Origin of the sequence: Geobacillus sp. E263, from assembly GCF_007197795.1 — a bacterium.
Classification (GTDB): Bacteria; Bacillota; Bacilli; order Bacillales; family Anoxybacillaceae; genus Parageobacillus_B; species Parageobacillus_B toebii.
The window spans coordinates 195,982-213,888 of the sequence record NZ_CP041632.1 but is presented as its reverse complement, the minus strand read 5'-3'; the positions used below and the strand labels follow the sequence as shown (position 1 = coordinate 213,888).

The following is a 17,907-nucleotide window of genomic DNA, read 5'->3' as shown; positions in this document are numbered from 1 at the left end:
TTCGGGAACCCATGATGCACAATGGACGGAAAGGACGGACTGATATGTTGCAGACCGCAATCTCCAAACCTCTGTTGCAAAAAGCCGCTGCCGACTTGCAGCGGGAATGGCCGTTTTCTCTCTTCCAACATGTCATCCAAAAAGGGCGGGAATTGTCACGGCAAGGGTTGGTGTATAACGTCACGGTCATAGACAGCGATTTTATCGAAGGAAAAGTCATCGACACCGCCATTCATGACGTGACGCTTGATTTGTCGGACATCTCCCTCCACAGCTGCACATGCGGGGCGGAAGATCTTTGTCCGCACGTACTGGCGCTGTTCTTTTACGTGTACGGAAATGTATTTGACAACGGCGAGTTGTTGCGGCAATGGAAACAAGGAAAGAAAAAACCGAACCGGAAAGCGGCATCGGTCCAAACACCGTCTGAACCAAACACAGCGGAATCGGTCGCCCAATGGCGGAAGCAGTTCGCCGACCTATTGGACGAGTGGAGCGCCCGCCACCGCCGCCGCAATGATTGGCCGTACCGCTTGTCCCATCAACTGTTTCCGCGACTCGTCAAAAACAGCCCGAAACACAGCGCTGTCCGTTTGTTGCATCGCTTTCATGCGGCCTTGTTTTTGCTTGACCATTTGTTCGAATACGGACGCGAACGCGGTTGGGACCGTGGGCTGTTGTTCGGATCATACGAGCAGTTTTCGTGGCAACAAGACGTCGATTATATCGCCGACGAATGGTTCGAAACGTTGGAACGGTTTCCGTCCGAACTGCTGCCCCCGTCTGTTGAAACGCACATCGAACAGACGATCCCGTATGTACGGGAGTTGTTGCTGCGGTGGGGAAAGGCGTCCCCTTCACTCGTCTACAGCCTATACACAACCGCTTGGGAGCTGCTGTTCACGAAAGAAGCGCAGCGCCGGCAAGAGAAAGAAACGCTGATCCGCCTGGCAACGGAAAAACAGTCAACCACTCTGTTGCTAGCTGCCGCCCATCTCGCCTTTTTACTCGGCGAAGATGACGAAGCGCTCGCCATCTACCGCCAACATCCCAAGGAAGCGGCTCCGTTTTTTATCGATTGGATGGAGCGGTTCGCATCCTCGCATTCGCCGGAACGTTTCGCATCATTTTGGGCGAAAGGAAAGCAAGAGCTTGCCTTCTACATATCCGCTCTTCCAGAGATGGAGCGGTCGCCGTTTGTCAACGAAATCGGTCGGCTGTACGAATCATACGCTCGCCAACACAACAAATGGGACGACTATGAGAAGCTGTTGGCCGCATGCTTCCCATACAGCGCGAACCGCTACGTTCATTGGCTGCTCGATCAAAGGCGCTACCATGATGTAGTCGACTTATACTTATGGGTGGACGCCACCGCCCATGACATTGATCCAACATTTCTCGCCATGCTGCAAAAACAAAACCCGGCGCTCGTCTTGCCATTGTATCACCGAGCGGTCATGCGTTTTGTCGAGGCGAAAAACCGCGCAAGCTATCGCGTCGCCGTGCAATATTTAAAAAAATTGCGTGCGTGCTACCGATCGTTGAAACGAATGAACGACTGGCAGATGTATCTTGAACAGCTGTTAGCCAAAACAGCGCGCATGCGCGCGTTTCATGAAGAAGTGGAGAAAGGAAAATTGCTTCTATGATGGAACAAGCGTTGCAGACGATCACCCTTTCATGTGAATGGAGCGAAGAAGGACGATGCTTCTGGCTCAGCGGCCCGGACCGTGTTTCGAGCTGGGCGCCGCTTGTGTTCGCCTGGCATGAAGAAACCTTTTACGGCACCTTGCTCGATATCGACCATGACGGTGAAAACGGGATCGTGCGGCTGTCGCCGTGGCAGGCGCTCACCCTGTTCGCTTTGCGTCCGCACTCACGCTTTTCCGCCATTGAATGGGCAGACGAGTTCACCGCCCGATTGGAAGAGTGGGCGAAGCACATTTGGAACGGTTTGCGCGAACGCCGCTTCCTTCCAGATGCTTCCTTATGGAAAAGCACAGGCGGCGCATGGAGCGAAGCAGGACGCACCCGCTGGCGCGGCGCGGATGACGATCCCGATCCGTTCGTCGCCACATGGCGGTCGCTTGCGGTAGCCGACTGGCTCTCACGCGACCCGGAACTTCGCGGCATTTGGGGCGAAATCGTTCGCACTTATCCATTGATCGCCTCCCCCAGCGGCCAATGGACCGGAACGGAAGACGACTGGCTCGAACAAATCGGATGGCTCGGCGACCGGCCGCCGTTTGTCGTCGGACTGCGCCTTGTCGAGCCGTCCGAGGAAGGCGACGTATGGACGCTTGAAGCGGTGTTCATCGCCGTCGACGACAGCGTCATCGCCTCTGCCCGTGATATTCCGCGCGCCTGGCGCCCATATGAATCATCGATCCAGCGCGCCATTCGCCGCATTTGCGCGATCGTGCCGTGGCTTGACGCCGGGGAGGGTCTGCGGACGGAACTGTCTAATGAAGAAGCGTGGCGTTTTTTGTCCGAAGACAGCTTAAAGCTCACCGAAGCGGGCGTACGCCTCTTGCTTCCCGACTGGTGGCACGACATCCGCCAGGCGCAGCTGTCGATCAAAGCGAAACTGTCGCCTTCCGTCAACGCCGAATCACTGTTCGGCCTTGAGCGGCTCGCGGACTTTGACTGGAGGGTGGCGACCAACGGGATTGAGCTGACAGAAGAGGAGTTTACCGCTTTGGCGGAACAAAAGCGGCGCCTCATCCGCCTGCGCGGCCAATGGCTCATTCTCGATCCCGCCCTTGTCCGCCGCGCACAGGCGCTCATGGAAAAGGCGAAAAAAGAAGGCGTGCCGATCCACGATATCGTGGCGCAAACGCTGCTTTCGGAAGCAGAGGAGCGCGAAGAGGCAGCGGACGAATCGATCCCGATCCACATTGACGTCCACGACCAATTCCGGGCGTTTATCCGCCAGCTCCAGCAGCTTGATGGATTGCCGAAAGCGAATGTGCCGCCGTCTTTTCACGGCACGCTCCGCCCGTATCAGCAGCGCGGCGTCGACTGGCTCGTCTTTTTGCGCCGATTCGGCTTTGGCGCCTGCTTGGCCGATGACATGGGGCTTGGCAAAACGGTGCAGCTGCTTGCTTATTTGGCGCACGTCAAAGAAATCGAACGCCCGGACACGCCGGCGTTGCTCATTTGTCCGACCAGCGTGATCGGCAACTGGCAAAAGGAATGCGCCCGCTTCACCCCAGACTTGCGCGTCTACGTGCACCATGGACCGAACCGGGCGAAAAACGATGCGTTCGTGCAAACGGCAGGCGAGGCCGACCTCGTCATTACGTCTTACAACCTTGCTCATTTGGACCAAGACGATTTAAAACAGATTCATTGGCATGCGATTTGCCTTGATGAAGCGCAAAACATTAAAAACGCGCAAACAAAACAAGCGCGCGCCATCCGCCGCTTGAGCGGAAAACATAAAATCGCCTTATCCGGCACGCCGGTTGAAAACCGTCTCGGCGAACTTTGGAGCATCTTCCACTTCCTCAACCCTGGCTATCTCGGCAGCCGTGCGGAGTTTGAGCGGCGCTTTGCCGGGCCGATTGAAAAAGAAGGAGATGCCCGCAAAAAAGCGGCGCTGCAGGCGCTCATCCGCCCATTTCTCTTGCGGCGGACGAAAACGGATGAAGCGGTTGCGCTCAACTTGCCGGATAAGCTCGAACAAAAAGAGTATTGCCCGCTCACGGCCGAGCAAGCAGCGCTGTACGAGCAGCTCGTCAACGATACGCTTGAGCGCGCCAAAAATGCCAGTCCGTTTGCGCGGCGCGGCTTGATTTTGCAAATGCTAAACGGTGTGAAGCAAATTTGCGACCATCCGGCGCTTTATTTAAAAGAACGCCGGCCGCGCCAACTCGTCGAGCGGTCGCATAAACTTGAAAAACTCGTCGAACTCATCGAGCAAATTCGCGCCAACGACGAATCGTGCCTCATCTTCACGCAATACGTGCGAATGGGCGAGATGATCCAACAGCTGCTTTCCGACCTGTTTGATGAGCGGGTGTTGTTTTTGCACGGAGGCGTCCCGAAACAAACGCGCGATCGAATGGTCGAAGAGTTTCAAGCACGAAAAGCGCCGATTTTCCTTTTGTCGCTCAAAGCAGGCGGCACCGGGCTCAACTTAACAGCTGCCAACCATGTCATCCATTTCGACCGTTGGTGGAACCCGGCGGTGGAAAACCAGGCGACCGACCGCGCCTACCGCATCGGACAGACGAAATTCGTCCACGTCCATAAATTGATCACCGTCGGGACAATCGAAGAAAAAATCGACGAGATGCTCGAACAAAAACAAGCGCTCGCCGACATCATCACCGAAGGCGAGGCATGGATCACCGAACTGTCCGATGACGAACTGCGCGACTTGCTCGCCTTATCGGCCGCAGCGAAAGGAGGCGCTTGAGCATGGCGGAAGAAAAACGAAAGCGCAAGAAAAAAACGGCGGAAAACCCGTGGGAAAAGCTGCTGAAGCGGATGGAAGAGAAAATGAAGGAGCGGGAAAAGCGGCAAAAACAACCGTAAAGGACATCACGCGGGCGATGAACATCCTGTTGGACACAGAAAAAACTTCATCAACAAGTGTTGTTCTTTGTCCAGCCATGAAAAGGATCATCCAGGCACGTGTGTTCATCGAAACATCTCATGGGCAACGTTTTGCCCTTCACCCGGGCATGAACATGAATCATCAAGGCACGCGCATTTTCACGGAAAGGTCCATGGGCAGCACGCTTTGCCCTCCACCCGGGGATGAAAATCACGCGCCAGTCCTGCATTTTCACGAAAACAGCGTGGGATTGATCCCACGCTGTTCGCTTTCAAGCCATCCTCTCAGCACCTTGTCAACGAAACAATTCGGGCATGTCGATTGCAAGCCCCGGAAAATACACGGAGCGAACCGTTCCCGTTTTCACTTGAACATCCGCCTGCTCATACAGCCGTTCCTCATTGAGCACATACACCGTCACCGAACAAGTCACGTTTATGTCAAACCGAAGCCCTTCGCACAAGGCAAGAAACATAGCCGGCCAAATGTGAAAAAGGACCGGCCGCCAACCTTCCCCATTCATAGAGAAGGTCTGTCGCACCGATCCTTTCGCTAAACGGAAGCATACATCCGATCAAGCTCTTGCGCTTCGTATTTCGCAAACGGGTCGATGAGCGAAATTTTTTGCGCCTCGGCGTCGCTCACGCCGGCGTACAGCTCAGCCGTGCCGTCGCCTTTGCGGATGAGTCCGCCGCTAAAGACAACGTTCGCCAAATCCGGCCGTTTCGCCGGACCATCCAAAAAGTGGGAGCGAAGCGCAAGCAATTCCAGCTCTGAACGCTCCATCGTCTCCGGGTTCAACACGAACACCATCGGGTAGTAATGGCGGTTGCCGTGCTCGTCAAAGCAAGCGATATGGCCAAGCGCCCCCACAAGCCCGTTCGCCAGCAAATGCGCCTCATTCACGCCGCCCCATTCTTCATCCGTAAATTGGGCGTCCAAAATCGGCGCGGCCTCAATCACGTCCGGCGTCAACTCATCGAGCGAGAAAATGCGGGTGAACCCGATTTTCCCGCGTCCGCCTTTTTCCCCTTGCGGTCGGGTAAACACGCCGATCGAGCCATCTTTCAGCTCGACAAGGCGAATGTCTTTCATTCCGTCCGGCCCTTCGGCGAACTTTTTCAAACTGCAGATATTGCGGCCGCGGTAAAAGACCGTCCACCAGCTCAGCTCGCCGTCAAACACCGGATGCGGAAACGTCTCCACGCCGCCGAACACCAACTGACCGTGAATGCGCGCCACAAACGGATCCTGCAAGGCGAACACCGGCGCCCCGTCACGAGGAACCCAGACGCCGTCGCGCTCGACGAAAAAGTACACTTCCGATTGCTCGCTGTCGCGCGCCTCGACGCGCCCAGCGATCACCCATTCTCCTTCATCCACAAACGGTGCGGAAATATTATAAACATCTCGGTCCCCAACACCCGCAAAGCGGAGTTTTTCCGGCTCAAACGGCTGTGGGGCCGAACGAAATTCATCCACTAACACTTGACATGTCTTTAATGTTGGCAATGAGAATAACATGATTCATCCCTCCGGATGGCGCCAAAAACGCCCGCATTGGCATTTTTGGCTGTTTTTCCTGATCGCGGTTCGAACAGGAAACCCCACTCCCTTTCACACCGGCTTCGTCATTCGGACATCAACGATGATGCCACCTCCTGTCGGCCGGATGAGAAAGTCAATGAAACTCATTCATTCGTGTGTTCTTATTATAATATGATATGAGAAAGAAGGAAACACGTTATTCATTGCCAAAAAAGCAGGGCCAAGACGAAGTCAAGGCCCTTTTTCTCCCTTTATTGGCGCTGTTGGACAAAACGGATGAATGCTTGATCAATATCCACCACCACAAACTCCACATCCTCGACCGGACCCAACACCTCGACAAACAACTGCGCCACGTTTTCTTTGTCAAGCCTTCCGACGCCTGTCCCTAGCGCTGGCAACGCCACCTTCTTGATTCCGTTCTCCCGACAGTGCGCGACGAGCCGCTCGAGACACGCCCGAACGATGTCATACGACGTCGCCCCTGCAGGCTGCTTCATCGTCACTAAGTGAAGGACCCCGCGAAACGGCAGCGAGCCTGCTCCTGTCACGTACAAATCACCGGGCTTAGGGTCTTGCGCTTGACAGACGCGGATCGCTTCCTCCTCGATCACACGTCCCCCCCGCCCGACGGATCGCCGCTGCCACGCCGCCGCCCATCGTGCATATGGTATAACAGAGAGGAGAGGAGACCCATGTTCCCACGCTACCGCCAAAAGACGATCCGAGCCAGGACTGGGGTGGCGGTTCTCACTGCCGTCGCCGTGTTGGTGGCGATCTTGTCTCTGTTTCTTTCGAACGAACGGAACGAGGCAAAGGAAATCGTTGACACGTTTTACCGCTACGAGCAGGCAGGGGATTTTGGCAGCTCTTGGGAGCTGTTTCACCCGCTTATGAAAAAGAAATTCCCAAAAGACGTCTACATCCAGCGCCGCGCCCACGTCTTTATGCAAGACTTCGGCGTCGAGACGTTCGACTACCGCATCGATGAGGTGGAAAAACTGTCGTCATGGTCGATGTCTGATGAGAACAAACCGCTTCACGACGTGTATCGCGTCCGCGTCATTCAGACGTTCCATAGCGCTTTTGGCGTGTTCGAAATCCATCAAGACGTCTTCGTCGCCAAAGAAAAAGGGGAAAAGAACATTTTGTTCCCTTACCGCCCGTAACCCCCAACATCGATGCGGCCCCGATATCGACCGGGCGCCGCTTTCACCGCTCCTTCCATTCCTCGATGATCTCAAGCGTCCGATTAATGCCGACATTGTATATCAGCAGCTTAAGCAAGTTTTCCCGCTCCTCTTTCGTAAAAAAGAGATCGCCGTCAATGATCTCAAGCGGGACAGGGGAGAGCTCGGCATACAGCTCATAATCAACCTTCTGTCCTTCCGGTTTTAGGACAAACGTTCTCATTCGCGCCATCCTCCTTTTTCACCTACACGTTTTGACAAGAAACACCCGTTAGGCAACGCTCCCTGTCAAGTATAGACTAACGCACAGCGCGTTCATACGGCATTGGCGGCCGCATGCCATGCGCATGAGACTCTCTTCCCATTTGAGCAACCTTATTCGAATCTTCTCATACACTAATGTATCATCAATCGGAGCTATTTTCTCCATCCAGCGAAAAAAAGGAGCGAAATGCCATGTACAAACATATCGTCAAACACGGGGAAACGATCGCCTCCATCGCCCGCGACTACCGCACATCTGTTGAGGCGCTCCTTCGCGCCAATGGTTTGACCGCCGCGTCCGTCATCTTTCCCGGGCAGGAGATCGTCATCCCCCACCTTCCGCCGAAAGGATCGATTCCCTACACGATCCACATCTCGATCAGCCGCCGCCAGCTGACGTTAAAACACCGGGGACGAACGATCCGCACGTATCCGATCGGCGTCGGCAAAATGGTCACCGCCACGCCTGTCGGCGATTTTGTCATCGTCAACCGCCAGCCGAACCCGGGCGGTCCGTTCGGCGCCATGTGGCTCAGCTTATCCAAAGTCCATTACGGCATCCACGGCACGAACGACCCGTCCTCGATCGGCAAATACGTATCCAAAGGCTGCATCCGCATGCACAACAAAGACGTGCTCGAATTCGCCTCCATCGTTCCGAACGGAACGGAAGTGTTTATCCGGCCGTGAAGGCAAAACAGCGTCATTCATCCGTCTGTTCTGAGTCACAACCCGTTTTATTTTTCAAGAAGATGTCATTCACTCCCACCGAACGAACACCGTGTTTCCGCTCACGATGGCAGCTGACAATCGATCGGGCAAGTAGTATAATTAGGTCAAAAGCGAATGGAGTGAAGACGATGCCAGGCGGGATCTCGCATCACGCCAAAGACATTTTGTTCAAGTCGCTGAGCGCATTGTACCAAAACCAAGCCCTCGATGTATACGGACTTCACGGACTCTCACGGATCAAAGCACTGCTTCCAAACGAATTTCCGTCTGTACGGGCGGATGAACGGCGCGCCGACACCGTGTTTCTTCTCGAAGACGATTCCATTTTGCTTCTGGAGTACGAAAGCAATGAACGATTTCTCGACAACCATTTAAAGTATCTTGATTATGCCTGCCGCATCCTTCACACATACTATCAACAGGAAAAACGAATCCGCCCGATTCGCATCGTTGTGATCTACACAAGCGATGTCACGACCGCCCGCGAACGGCTTGACGCCGGCGATGTGTTTCTTTCATCCAAAGCGGTGTTGCTTGGCGAATTCAACGGCGATGCGATTTTCCATGCCATTGAAGAAAAAGTCCACAACGGCGAACCGCTCACTCCGGAAGAAACGATGAAACTCATCCTCGTGCCGCTCATGCACACCCGCTTCGACCGGCAAACGATGATCGAAAAAACGATCGAGCTGGCGAAAGCGATCGGCGACGAACCGAAACAGCTGCACATCATCGCTGGCGTTCTGACCGCTACAGACAAATTCATCGACCGGTCATACGCCGAAAAAGTAAAGGAGTGGATCAAAATGAACAAAGTGTTTCGCCTGTTAGTCGAAGAACTTGAACAAGAAAAAGAAGAAATGTTGAAGAAAGTGATGCAGGAAAAAGAACAAGCAGTGCAAAGAGTCATGCAAGAAAAGGAGCAGGCGATCAAGCAAACGGAAAAACGGAAGGCCATCGAAATCGCCAAAAATTTGCTTGATGTTCTTCCCATTCACGAGATCGCCAAACGAACCGGACTGACCGTTGCCGAAGTCGCCGACCTAGCGAAGGAAATGGACAACGATCAGCCGCCGATCCAATAGCGCCAAAGAGCCGCAACCGTGCGGCTCTTATCACTGGTCTTTTCCCTATGGCTCTTGGCGTGTGGAACAAGCAACAGTCGGACTTTTCCCTTGGCCTTTGGCCGCCAAAGCGAGCGCACTTCCCAGTGTGTCAATCCCTCTACTCGCCGCTTGCCAATCGCTGACGGGCTTCATCCGTTAACAACAAATACGGACGGCGTTTCCCCTCCTCCTGGCGCACCACTTTCTCCATCCACGGGTGAAGCAAAAACAGCCCTAACTTTAGACGGAATTCCGGGTCCACCATTTTTTTCCGCACGCCATCTTCATGGGCGATGAGCTTCTCAATCACATTGACCATCGCCTTCTTGCTTAGAAACACATCCTTCTCCTTCGAACTCAATCGCACAATAACCCCCTCATCGGAAAACGAAACAACGCGAAACGCTTCCTTCCCTTTGAACGTCGATACCATTTTTCCTTCGTACAGCTTATCCAGCAACGACTTCCACATTTCCTCCGCAAACAGCCGTTGGTTCATGCCCTCTCCCCCAATGATAAAAAGTGTCTTTTTCCGTCCCCCTACCCCTGCACAGCTTCCGATCCAAACGAACTTCGCATATCGGCCAGTTGCACCGCCAGTTTTTCCAATTCATAAATATTCTATTTCCATTTGTCTGCTGTCCAGCAGCCAATGTATCTGTTCCTGTTTTTCCACCAAGTTTTCCCCCTTTGATCTCCCTGCGAATACGTCGTTCCAAGGCATTTGCTAAAAAAGGTCCTAAAGGTCCTTTTCCTTGAAATATAAACCAAAACCTCTCCCCTACAACATCCTCCCGTCCCGCTCACTCCACTTTCTTACCCATCACCCGCTCGATCATCGCAAGCAGAGCCAGCCTTCTTTTTTCAAAAAACTGCTCAAAATCATCCGCTCTTATCAATGCCACATCAATGACATGCGTTTGCAGGATGTCATCCAACACCGCTGCCGAAACGCCTTTCCTCTCCTCTAGTTTCTTCAAATATACACTTGGAGCATCACGACCAATCATCCGATTCGTTTTATAGGACAATGGAGTTTTATTAATAATACAGTCGTACTTCGTTTTCTCAATCCCCCGTTTTTCGCAATAGTCACGAGGGAAAATATGGTGAATATCAATCGACTCGCCGTAATACGTCTGAATATCGATCGGCACCCCAGATAAGAAATCCCGCGCCCCTTCCCTCATGAACAACGCATGCAACCCTTTGTAAGCCGCACTATTTCGAGTACGCAATGTCAAGAGACGGTCAGCGGCGAAATGGGCATCCCGCACCGTCGTCGGCTCCGCACCGCCGTGAACCCATTCGACGACTTCCACCACGTCACGGGCAATCCGCGTCTCCGTCGCTCCTCCATACAATTCACCCAATACACCGCACCAATACCAACGGGCGATTCGATCACGGACACGAACATTGTGCGCCTCTTTTCCCAGCTCGACAAAAATGGCTGCCAGCGGGATCAACTGGGTGCCGTACGGCAAATCTCGCGCAGAAAACACATGTTGCTCATGCAAAAATTGAGCCGCCTGAATAAACCCTTCCGTTACCCGATCCGCCCATCTTTGGTAATCCGCCAACGTCAACTGCAAGATGTCGCGCCGCTTGCAGCTGACCGCCACACCCTCCCCCGCTTTTCGTCGATTGTACGTGGCCAACAACGCAACTGCCTGCAGGAAATCGGTGCTGCTGATATCGGCCAACACTTTGTTGTAAATTTCTCCAGATCTCTTTAATTTTGCTTCCTTCTCTTCCCAATCATCCCTCAGCTTGAAATCTTCCGCCGCAAATGTGGCGGTAAGAAGCTCGAAGACGGTCAGAGAGACGCCCCCCGTGTTTACATTCTCAAAAACTTGGCAAACCGCCTCTTTCGGAGTCGGCTTCCGAAGCATAATAACAGGCACTTGATATTGCTGAAAACGGGGAAATACGTCCGTCATCAACTTTTGCCACTTCAATGACCGTTCCGCAATTTTCGTTGAATCCGAAAAATAGCGCGTCTGCCACGCCAACAACCCCGCAGGATCGAAAAGCAAATTCACCGGAAGCATTCCCGCTTCGCATTCTTTCTCCAAGTCAGAACAATCAAGAACAACCCTCCCTCCCGGTCCGCGAATGATCCGGTCTTCCGGAACACTGACGATCGTCTCTTCTCGGTCGACGTTCGGATCTAACATTTTGTCAATGTCAATATAGTAGAACCGTTTGATTGCCTTGTCTCTCTTGTCTCTTGTCGCTACAGGCGCTTTCAATTTCAATGATTGAAACAACGCCGTCAGCCGCTGTTGACCGTCAAGAATCAGCCGTTCCGGTTCCACTTGGTTCACGTTATCGACCCCTTCGATCGGCCTTGAGGCAAAACGGACATTCGGATTTCCCGTCTGCAGCATCATCACCGCACCGATCGGATAAGAGAGAGAAACACTGATCAACAAATTCCGAATCCGCTCGTCATCCCAAACCCAGCCTCTCTGAAAATCAGGAAGCTGTGTTCGACATTCCTGAATGCTTTCAAGCAAATCAAGCAAACTTTCGACCGTACTGTCAAACGTGGTAATCGTGCTCATATCCTTCCCCCTCGTTTCATGAAAAACCCTACACTTCCATACGATTCAATCGACCAATATGCCATCATCCAATGCATATTCCTGTTGCTTTCCAAAAAACACTTTATTCTTTCGACAATGGCATTCTTTTTCCTCCTGCCGCGCAGCGTTTGACAGAAACATCCCCCAGCCAACGAAAAGTGTGAGTCAAGTTTTTATGGGATCCTTTTCCCCACTTTTTTACTTTAAAAAGAGGGCTCGGACTCCTTATAATAAGAGTTTTCTAACTCCTTCTCTCCTCTTTTTCCTACGTTTTTAAAAACCTTTAATGGATTTCAAGGCAAGTCCACACGGTAATTTCGAATCATAGTGCACAGGCGCGCAAGAAAAAAGAAGAGCGCACCGCCTTCGCGGAAACGCTCTTCCGATAATCTTCATAGGGAAATCAGACGTTTGTCATTTTAAGTTGCCCGGAACGGATTTAGAAAGTCTTCCCGAGTTGGACGCCGCAACTGGCGATACCGCTGGACGTAAAATGCGCATATCGTTTCACCTCCTCCTTTGCCATCCCGTTAGGCATTCAAACCGCCTGGCAGCGCGGCATCATCGCGCCGACGTTACTTTGATTTCGATTGCTGCGCATGAATCAAGCGCAGTACCTGTTTAATTTTTCGTTTTTCATAAGGACAAGGACGCTCTCCTTTACGTATGCGATACAACGGACAATGATTCCCTTGGCATGCCGGGCGGAAAAAACAGGCTTGGCACATTTCGTCTTGTTCTTCTCCCGACGTGACCCATAAGGCCAATTTATCAAAATCAATATCCATCGTTCCATCGGCATGAAGCCATCCGACATGGTTATATTCCTCGCCAAGGAAACACGTACATTTATACACTCGACCGTTGGCCTCAATGACGAACGAATGCGGCTTGGCAGCGTAACAAACCGCCCCGGAAGGCATAAGCATCGACTCAATAATCGAGCTCATATGCAACCCTTTGTTGATCCCTAATTCCGTAAACTCCCATATTTTCGTTTCCGCGGTACGATGGTCGCAGATCGGCAGCCCTTCATCGTTCGCTCCGCCCCATCTTCCAACAGGACGGCAGAAAATTTGAAAGCGCGAGTCTCCGGCAAAATAACGGGCCAACTCCTCTAAAAACGCTGGAACGTGGGAAAGATTGTCTTCATCAAAATTAATGCGAATGTAAATTTCAAACGAATCATCTAACGTCTGGATATCGAGCAAATGATTGACTATGGTCTCATACGTCGGCCCCCGATTCGCAAGAGCCCGGCGCGAATCATGCACGTCTTTGCTTCCATCCAGCGTCACCATAAAGCGATTCACTTTATATTTCAATAAACGCTGCAATGTTTCTTTGGATAAATAATAGCCGTTCGTGGACATTTCCGCTTGATACGTGACGCCGTGCCGCTTTGTCCATTCGACGATCGCTTCGCTTAACTCTTTGATGATGTCCAGCGCCAGCAACGGTTCACCGCCAAACCAGCTGACCGTAAGATGCTCGAGCCGCGGAATTTTCTTTTCCAAAAAACGTTTTAACCCATTGATCACATCACGGCTCATATTTCCGCGCGAAAAATCTTGATAACAGTATGTACAGCGAAAATTACACGCTTCTGTCGGAAGGACAATCAGATGCATTACATCCGTCCGATGCAGCGTCTGATGCAAAAACCGCGCGCGCTGTTCCTCGTTTACGCTCTCTGCGACGAGAAATCCGCATTCGACAAGCGTTTTTTCAACAGGCAATAAGTCCCGCTCGATGCCGCTTCTCTTTAACGCTTGCATCACCGTTTTTTTCTCTTCCTCCGCCACAACGCCGATCGCCCCTGTATAACTGTTGTAAAGAATGAGCTCACCATTTTCCGCTTGCGAAATCGCGTTAAATCGAGATGGAATCCACTTCATGCTTCTCTACACCCTTTTAACATCATAATAAAAATTTGCCGCTGTCCGCTGTTACATCGGTCACAACACCAACTTTCACACGCAGCGCCGCTAATTATTGTAAAAAAACAAACAGCGAGAAACCCATCTTGTTTTTGAATATTAGGTTGATATTTTCCGAAAAAAATTTGACAAGGAACAAACAAGAGGAAAAGAAATGGAGATGCTTTGGACGAAAGATCTAATGGCAGAATGTCCCAGAGGCAAGATGAATCTCCCATTAGAGGAGCATTCCTGGAATGAAGAAAATCGGGGGGAAGTGTGAACATTGGTTGATTTATGCATAGATGATGGTTTTGCAAGGTACCGTCAAGAATTTTGGGTAATGGAAGATAGATAAAATAGATAGCGGACTGATTTTCTCCACACAGGGAACTGAATATTCAGTCTATTGCGCAGACAGAGGAAATCCCCTTATTTCATCGCCAAGCGACAGGCCCTCACCAAAAAACGGAGCCCCTGCAAGCTCCGTTTTTCAACACTTTTTCCCCATCATTTTCGAGCGATGAGCAAGCGTCCCGATTTCATCCAATACACCGCTCCCTAAGACGACGCCGATCACGATCAAAATAAATCCCACCATTTGTGTATGGGAAATAGATTCTCCGAGGAATAAATAAGCTCCCAGCAAAGAGAACAAAGGATTTAAATTAATGAAAATCGCCGATTCCACCGCGCCAATATGTTGAATCGCTTTGTTGTAAAACATATGGCCGAGCGCGGTGGCAAATACAGCAGAAGCAAGGAAGATCATCCATAGGGATGGCGTACCGCCTGCCAAGCTGGATAAGCCGTTCGGTTCCATCCACAAACTAATGAAAAATAAAAACAAAGACCCAAACAACAACATCCATCCTGTCATCACACGGGCATCGACCGTTGCTTTTTTAATCATATTTTGGGCGGTGACAGGCACCAAACCCTCTGGTAGCGGGGCTATGCGGCACCGAGACCCGCATTGCGCACATCGTTTCCTTCCCCTCGCTAAATCCTCATATTTGCTAAATACCGCCTTACTGCTACATACGACTTTAAAAAAATGACAGAGGGGCAATCGATGGCTCTCTGTTAAACATCACAATCACACCCTTATTTCAATTTTTCAATCTCTTCAATCGGCAGTTCGGTTAATTCGTGAATCGTTTGGATGTCGTACCCTTTTACCAACATCTTTTTCGCAATTTGTCGCTTTTCTTGTTGTAATCCTTTTTTTACACCCTCTTTTAATCCCTTTTGCTCATACGAAATTAACAATTCGAGCACTTGTTCTTTTTCTTTCGTTCCCATCTTGTTCACCTCGTTTCGTAATTGTTGTTCTTCTTCATCCGACAGTTGCACATATGTTTCGAAAAAGCCGATTAACAATCGTTGCTTTGCTTCGTCTAATTCCATGCGCACAAGCATGCGTAAAAATTGTTTTTTCAATTCAATTCGTTCACTTTCAGTATACCCCATTTTGCTTAACAGCGCAGCGGCGATCGGGTTGTCGTTGCGAATATAATGACGCCAGTTTTGTTTGCGCAGCTCGACGGTGAAAAAACGGAAGTGGAGTATGTTCCCAAATGGAAGTCGAAGCGTAAATGAAGATGGTTCGTTGCGGATGGTATCGTAGCTGAAGACGGCAATCGGAACGATGTTTGTGCGGTATTTTTCAAACAAGCGGCTGAAGTAAATAAACATACGCTCTGGAAACGATGGTTGAACGTAGCTTTGGTTTTCGATATGGACGATAATTAAACCGTCTTCCCCTTTTAGCTTCGTTTCCACTAACAAATCAACGCGATATTTTTCCCCAGCGGTCACGTCCGTGAACAGTTCTTCAGATAAAAATGATAAATGGTGAAAATCAATATGCTCGTGCACTTGCGGGAAAAAGAGAAGAATAAAGTCTTCAAAAAACGTTGTGATGAGCTCTTTAAACAAGCGGTCGTGATCGACGGCCATACATTTACCTCACCTCCAAAAATTTTACATACTTCGACAAAACGAACCAAATTCCTGCTTGGGAATGAATTTTTTAAACAAAAGCAGAGAGCCAATCTATGACCCTCTGTTTCTACAAATCTCGACATATATCGGGGCGTGACAGGCACGCTGCATAATAATTCGCATACCGTTTGTTCATGAGCGCCATGACTTTCGAAATCGGCTCCTGTTTTGAGCGCAGCTGCAGGTGAAAGTGATTCGTCATAAGGCAATATGCGGCTATTTCAAAAGGGATTTTTTCGTGAAGCTGGTGGAGGATATGGAGAAAAGCGAGAAAATCATTTGTTTCCTTGAATAGGGGATCACGCCGATTGCCGCGGCAAACGATATGATAAAACCGATGGGGCACCCAGATCCGCTTTTGCCGTCCCATTCTTTTTACCTCGCTGTTGCCTGTTGCTTCGTATATGTTTTCAGCCATCTTAGCGTCATCGCTTCCCAAAGCGATTCATCCGCTATCTCTTCGGTTCCCTTTAAATCGGAAATGGTCCTTGCCAACCGAATGATTTTCGTTTGTACACGATTGCTCCATTGATGTTGGGATGCCCATTGCTGCAACAGAAGTTGCTGCCTTTTGGCAAGCGGGCTTTTTTCCATTAATAACTCAAAAGGAACACGCCCATTCGTTATTTCTTTTCCGTAACGTTCATATTGCTTTCTTCTTGCTTCTTCTACTCTTTTCCTTATGGTTTCCGAAGATTCCGAAACCCTCGTTTCTTTGGTGAAATCAATGACTTCCAATGACAATAAAACATCCATCCGGTCATAAATCGGCCCGGAAACACGATTTCGATACGCTTGAATTTGTTTCGGACTACATGTGCAATAGCGTGTTCTTGAGCCTAAATATCCACACGGACACGGATTCATCGCCCCAAGCAAAATAAAGTCCGCGGGATATGTCACAGTCGACGAAATACGGCTAATCGTCACTTTCCCCGTCTCTAACGGCTGGCGAAGCATATCCAGCGTCTTTTTCGCAAATTCCGCCATTTCATCGAGAAACAAAACACCGCGGTGTGCCAGCGACACCTCGCCAGGCTTTGGGTGCGTTCCCCCGCCAATTAAAGAAACCGATGAAGCGGAATGATGCGGATGACGAAAAGGCGGATGGCCGCTCTCGATTTTTTCCCCTGCCAGCTGGTACAAACTGATCACCTCTAACTGCGCATCATGAGAAAGGCTCGGCAAAATCGTCGGAAACGTTTCCGCCAACAAACTTTTCCCGCATCCAGGCGGTCCAACCATTAACACGTTATGTCCGCCTGCCGCTGCGATCTCCAATGCTCGCTTTGCTTGATGATGGCCAATAATCGATTGAAAATCCCGATGATGCTTTCGCGGAGGGTCTATGATTTCAGGAGTGCGAAAAGCTGGGGATAACGAAAGAACACGTTGTCCTTGCAGATATTGCACCGTTTCTTCCAATGTCTGAACAAAGATACAATCGAGATCTTTCAAATGATGAAGCGGAAGTGTGGAATCATACGGAAGGTATACTTTTTGAAAACCGAGCTTCTTTGCTGCCAATATCGCTGGAAGCATGCCATCCACCGGCTGAATCGCTCCATCCAACGATAATGAACCTAAAAACGCTGCATCGGGGGAAACCGGCGCTGTCAGCTTGCCCATTGCCTTCAAAATCCCAATCGCCATCGCCAAATCAAACATCGGGCTATGCTTTTTCCGCTCCGGCGGAGACAAATGAACAACGAGCCTTTTATCAAAAAAATCACATCCGAAAGCATAAAGCGAAGCAAGAACACGTTCCTTTGCCTCTTTCACCGACGCATCCGGCAACCCAACAATCACCATCGTAGCAATCCCCGGCACCTCCTGCACCTCCACCTGCACCCGATACCCTTCTAACCCCCTCAACCCAATGCTTAAAATCTTCACCGTCACTCATCCATCCCTCCCAATCACAGAACATTAGTTCTCACCCATCATTGTAATACCCTCTCCTTTATCTTTCAATTACCAATA

General features: G+C 50.8%; 14 protein-coding genes and 2 pseudogenes. 5 read left to right on the top strand and 11 right to left on the bottom strand.

Annotated features, from left to right (window positions below; all coding sequences use genetic code 11):
- Window positions 1–44: 44 nt before the first annotated feature.
- Both FNL97_RS01070 and FNL97_RS01065 read left to right on the top strand, forming a co-directional pair.
- A complete protein-coding gene (locus FNL97_RS01070; RefSeq protein ID WP_015865242.1) occupies window positions 45–1,652 on the top strand; it encodes an SWIM zinc finger family protein in 1,608 nt (535 codons plus the stop codon).
- Window positions 1,649–4,426, top strand: a complete 2,778-nt coding sequence (locus FNL97_RS01065; protein WP_015865243.1) for a DEAD/DEAH box helicase — start codon at window positions 1,649–1,651, stop codon at window positions 4,424–4,426. The genes FNL97_RS01070 and FNL97_RS01065 overlap by 4 nt, the downstream gene beginning before the upstream one ends.
- Window positions 4,427–4,862: 436 nt before the next feature.
- On the opposite strand, the gene FNL97_RS18195 is transcribed toward FNL97_RS01065, so the two are convergent.
- The 3 genes and pseudogenes from FNL97_RS18195 to FNL97_RS01050 form a co-directional block, all read right to left on the bottom strand.
- On the bottom strand, window positions 4,863–4,988 hold the full coding sequence (locus tag FNL97_RS18195; RefSeq protein WP_257722313.1) for a hypothetical protein: 126 nt from the start codon (window positions 4,986–4,988) through the stop codon (window positions 4,863–4,865).
- Between the two features lie 131 nt (window positions 4,989–5,119).
- Window positions 5,120–6,091, bottom strand: coding sequence for an MTP-1 family protein (locus FNL97_RS01055; protein WP_143414840.1), 972 nt, complete (start codon window positions 6,089–6,091; stop codon window positions 5,120–5,122).
- Window positions 6,092–6,366: 275 nt separating this feature from the next.
- A pseudogene (locus tag FNL97_RS01050) lies at window positions 6,367–6,775 on the bottom strand (macro domain-containing protein); the annotation flags it as partial.
- A 35-nt stretch (window positions 6,776–6,810) separates the two neighbouring features.
- Between FNL97_RS01050 and FNL97_RS01045 the strand changes: the two are divergent.
- Entirely contained in the window at window positions 6,811–7,284 is a 474-nt protein-coding gene (locus tag FNL97_RS01045; protein ID WP_011232748.1) for a hypothetical protein, read from the top strand.
- Window positions 7,285–7,327: 43 nt separating this feature from the next.
- Here the strand turns inward: FNL97_RS01045 and FNL97_RS01040 are convergent, their stop codons facing one another.
- On the bottom strand, window positions 7,328–7,528 hold the full coding sequence (locus FNL97_RS01040) for a hypothetical protein (protein WP_011232749.1): 201 nt from the start codon (window positions 7,526–7,528) through the stop codon (window positions 7,328–7,330).
- A 233-nt stretch (window positions 7,529–7,761) separates the two neighbouring features.
- Here FNL97_RS01040 and FNL97_RS01035 point away from each other — a divergent pair, with 233 nt between their 5' ends.
- A complete protein-coding gene (locus FNL97_RS01035; protein WP_015865247.1) occupies window positions 7,762–8,259 on the top strand; it encodes a L,D-transpeptidase family protein in 498 nt (165 codons plus the stop codon).
- 170 nt (window positions 8,260–8,429) lie between these two features.
- Window positions 8,430–9,386 carry an RpnC/YadD family protein gene (locus tag FNL97_RS01030; protein ID WP_143414839.1) on the top strand — a complete coding sequence of 319 codons (957 nt, stop codon included), beginning with the start codon at window positions 8,430–8,432 and terminating at the stop codon, window positions 9,384–9,386.
- A 139-nt stretch (window positions 9,387–9,525) separates the two neighbouring features.
- Here the strand turns inward: FNL97_RS01030 and FNL97_RS18190 are convergent, their stop codons facing one another.
- From FNL97_RS18190 to FNL97_RS00995, 7 genes and pseudogenes are all read right to left on the bottom strand, one after another.
- The gene (locus FNL97_RS18190; RefSeq protein WP_286173431.1) at window positions 9,526–9,906 is read right to left on the bottom strand and encodes a hypothetical protein; all 381 of its coding nucleotides are present in this window, start codon (window positions 9,904–9,906) and stop codon (window positions 9,526–9,528) included.
- Between the two features lie 304 nt (window positions 9,907–10,210).
- Window positions 10,211–11,977: a GmrSD restriction endonuclease domain-containing protein gene (locus tag FNL97_RS01020; protein ID WP_015865249.1), complete on the bottom strand. Its 1,767-nt coding sequence runs from the start codon at window positions 11,975–11,977 to the stop codon at window positions 10,211–10,213.
- Window positions 11,978–12,573: 596 nt separating this feature from the next.
- Complete coding sequence (locus FNL97_RS01015) at window positions 12,574–13,896, bottom strand: radical SAM/SPASM domain-containing protein (protein ID WP_143414838.1); 1,323 nt, start codon at window positions 13,894–13,896, stop codon at window positions 12,574–12,576.
- A gap of 514 nt (window positions 13,897–14,410) precedes the next feature.
- Entirely contained in the window at window positions 14,411–14,875 is a 465-nt protein-coding gene (locus FNL97_RS01010; protein ID WP_286173573.1) for a DMT family transporter, read from the bottom strand.
- A gap of 149 nt (window positions 14,876–15,024) precedes the next feature.
- Entirely contained in the window at window positions 15,025–15,879 is an 855-nt protein-coding gene (locus tag FNL97_RS01005; RefSeq protein WP_143414837.1) for an Rpn family recombination-promoting nuclease/putative transposase, read from the bottom strand.
- Between the two features lie 154 nt (window positions 15,880–16,033).
- A pseudogene (locus FNL97_RS01000) lies at window positions 16,034–16,294 on the bottom strand (transposase); the annotation flags it as partial.
- Window positions 16,295–16,299: 5 nt separating this feature from the next.
- Window positions 16,300–17,826, bottom strand: coding sequence for a YifB family Mg chelatase-like AAA ATPase (locus tag FNL97_RS00995; RefSeq protein WP_143414836.1), 1,527 nt, complete (start codon window positions 17,824–17,826; stop codon window positions 16,300–16,302).
- Window positions 17,827–17,907 lie beyond the last annotated feature (81 nt).

What these genes read in the sequence shown, in the direction of transcription:
- FNL97_RS01020 (WP_015865249.1), bottom strand. Translation starts at nt 11,977, where the DNA reads ATGAGCACGATTACCACGTTTGACAGTACGGTCGAAAGTTTGCTTGAT.
- FNL97_RS01035 (WP_015865247.1), top strand. Translation starts at nt 7,762, where the DNA reads ATGTACAAACATATCGTCAAACACGGGGAAACGATCGCCTCCATCGCC.
- FNL97_RS01005 (WP_143414837.1), bottom strand. Translation starts at nt 15,879, where the DNA reads ATGGCCGTCGATCACGACCGCTTGTTTAAAGAGCTCATCACAACGTTT.
- FNL97_RS01015 (WP_143414838.1), bottom strand. Translation starts at nt 13,896, where the DNA reads ATGAAGTGGATTCCATCTCGATTTAACGCGATTTCGCAAGCGGAAAAT.
- FNL97_RS01055 (WP_143414840.1), bottom strand. Translation starts at nt 6,091, where the DNA reads ATGTTATTCTCATTGCCAACATTAAAGACATGTCAAGTGTTAGTGGAT.
- FNL97_RS01070 (WP_015865242.1), top strand. Translation starts at nt 45, where the DNA reads ATGTTGCAGACCGCAATCTCCAAACCTCTGTTGCAAAAAGCCGCTGCC.
- FNL97_RS01030 (WP_143414839.1), top strand. Translation starts at nt 8,430, where the DNA reads ATGCCAGGCGGGATCTCGCATCACGCCAAAGACATTTTGTTCAAGTCG.
- FNL97_RS01045 (WP_011232748.1), top strand. Translation starts at nt 6,811, where the DNA reads ATGTTCCCACGCTACCGCCAAAAGACGATCCGAGCCAGGACTGGGGTG.
- FNL97_RS01065 (WP_015865243.1), top strand. Translation starts at nt 1,649, where the DNA reads ATGATGGAACAAGCGTTGCAGACGATCACCCTTTCATGTGAATGGAGC.
- FNL97_RS01040 (WP_011232749.1), bottom strand. Translation starts at nt 7,528, where the DNA reads ATGAGAACGTTTGTCCTAAAACCGGAAGGACAGAAGGTTGATTATGAG.
- FNL97_RS18190 (WP_286173431.1), bottom strand. Translation starts at nt 9,906, where the DNA reads ATGAACCAACGGCTGTTTGCGGAGGAAATGTGGAAGTCGTTGCTGGAT.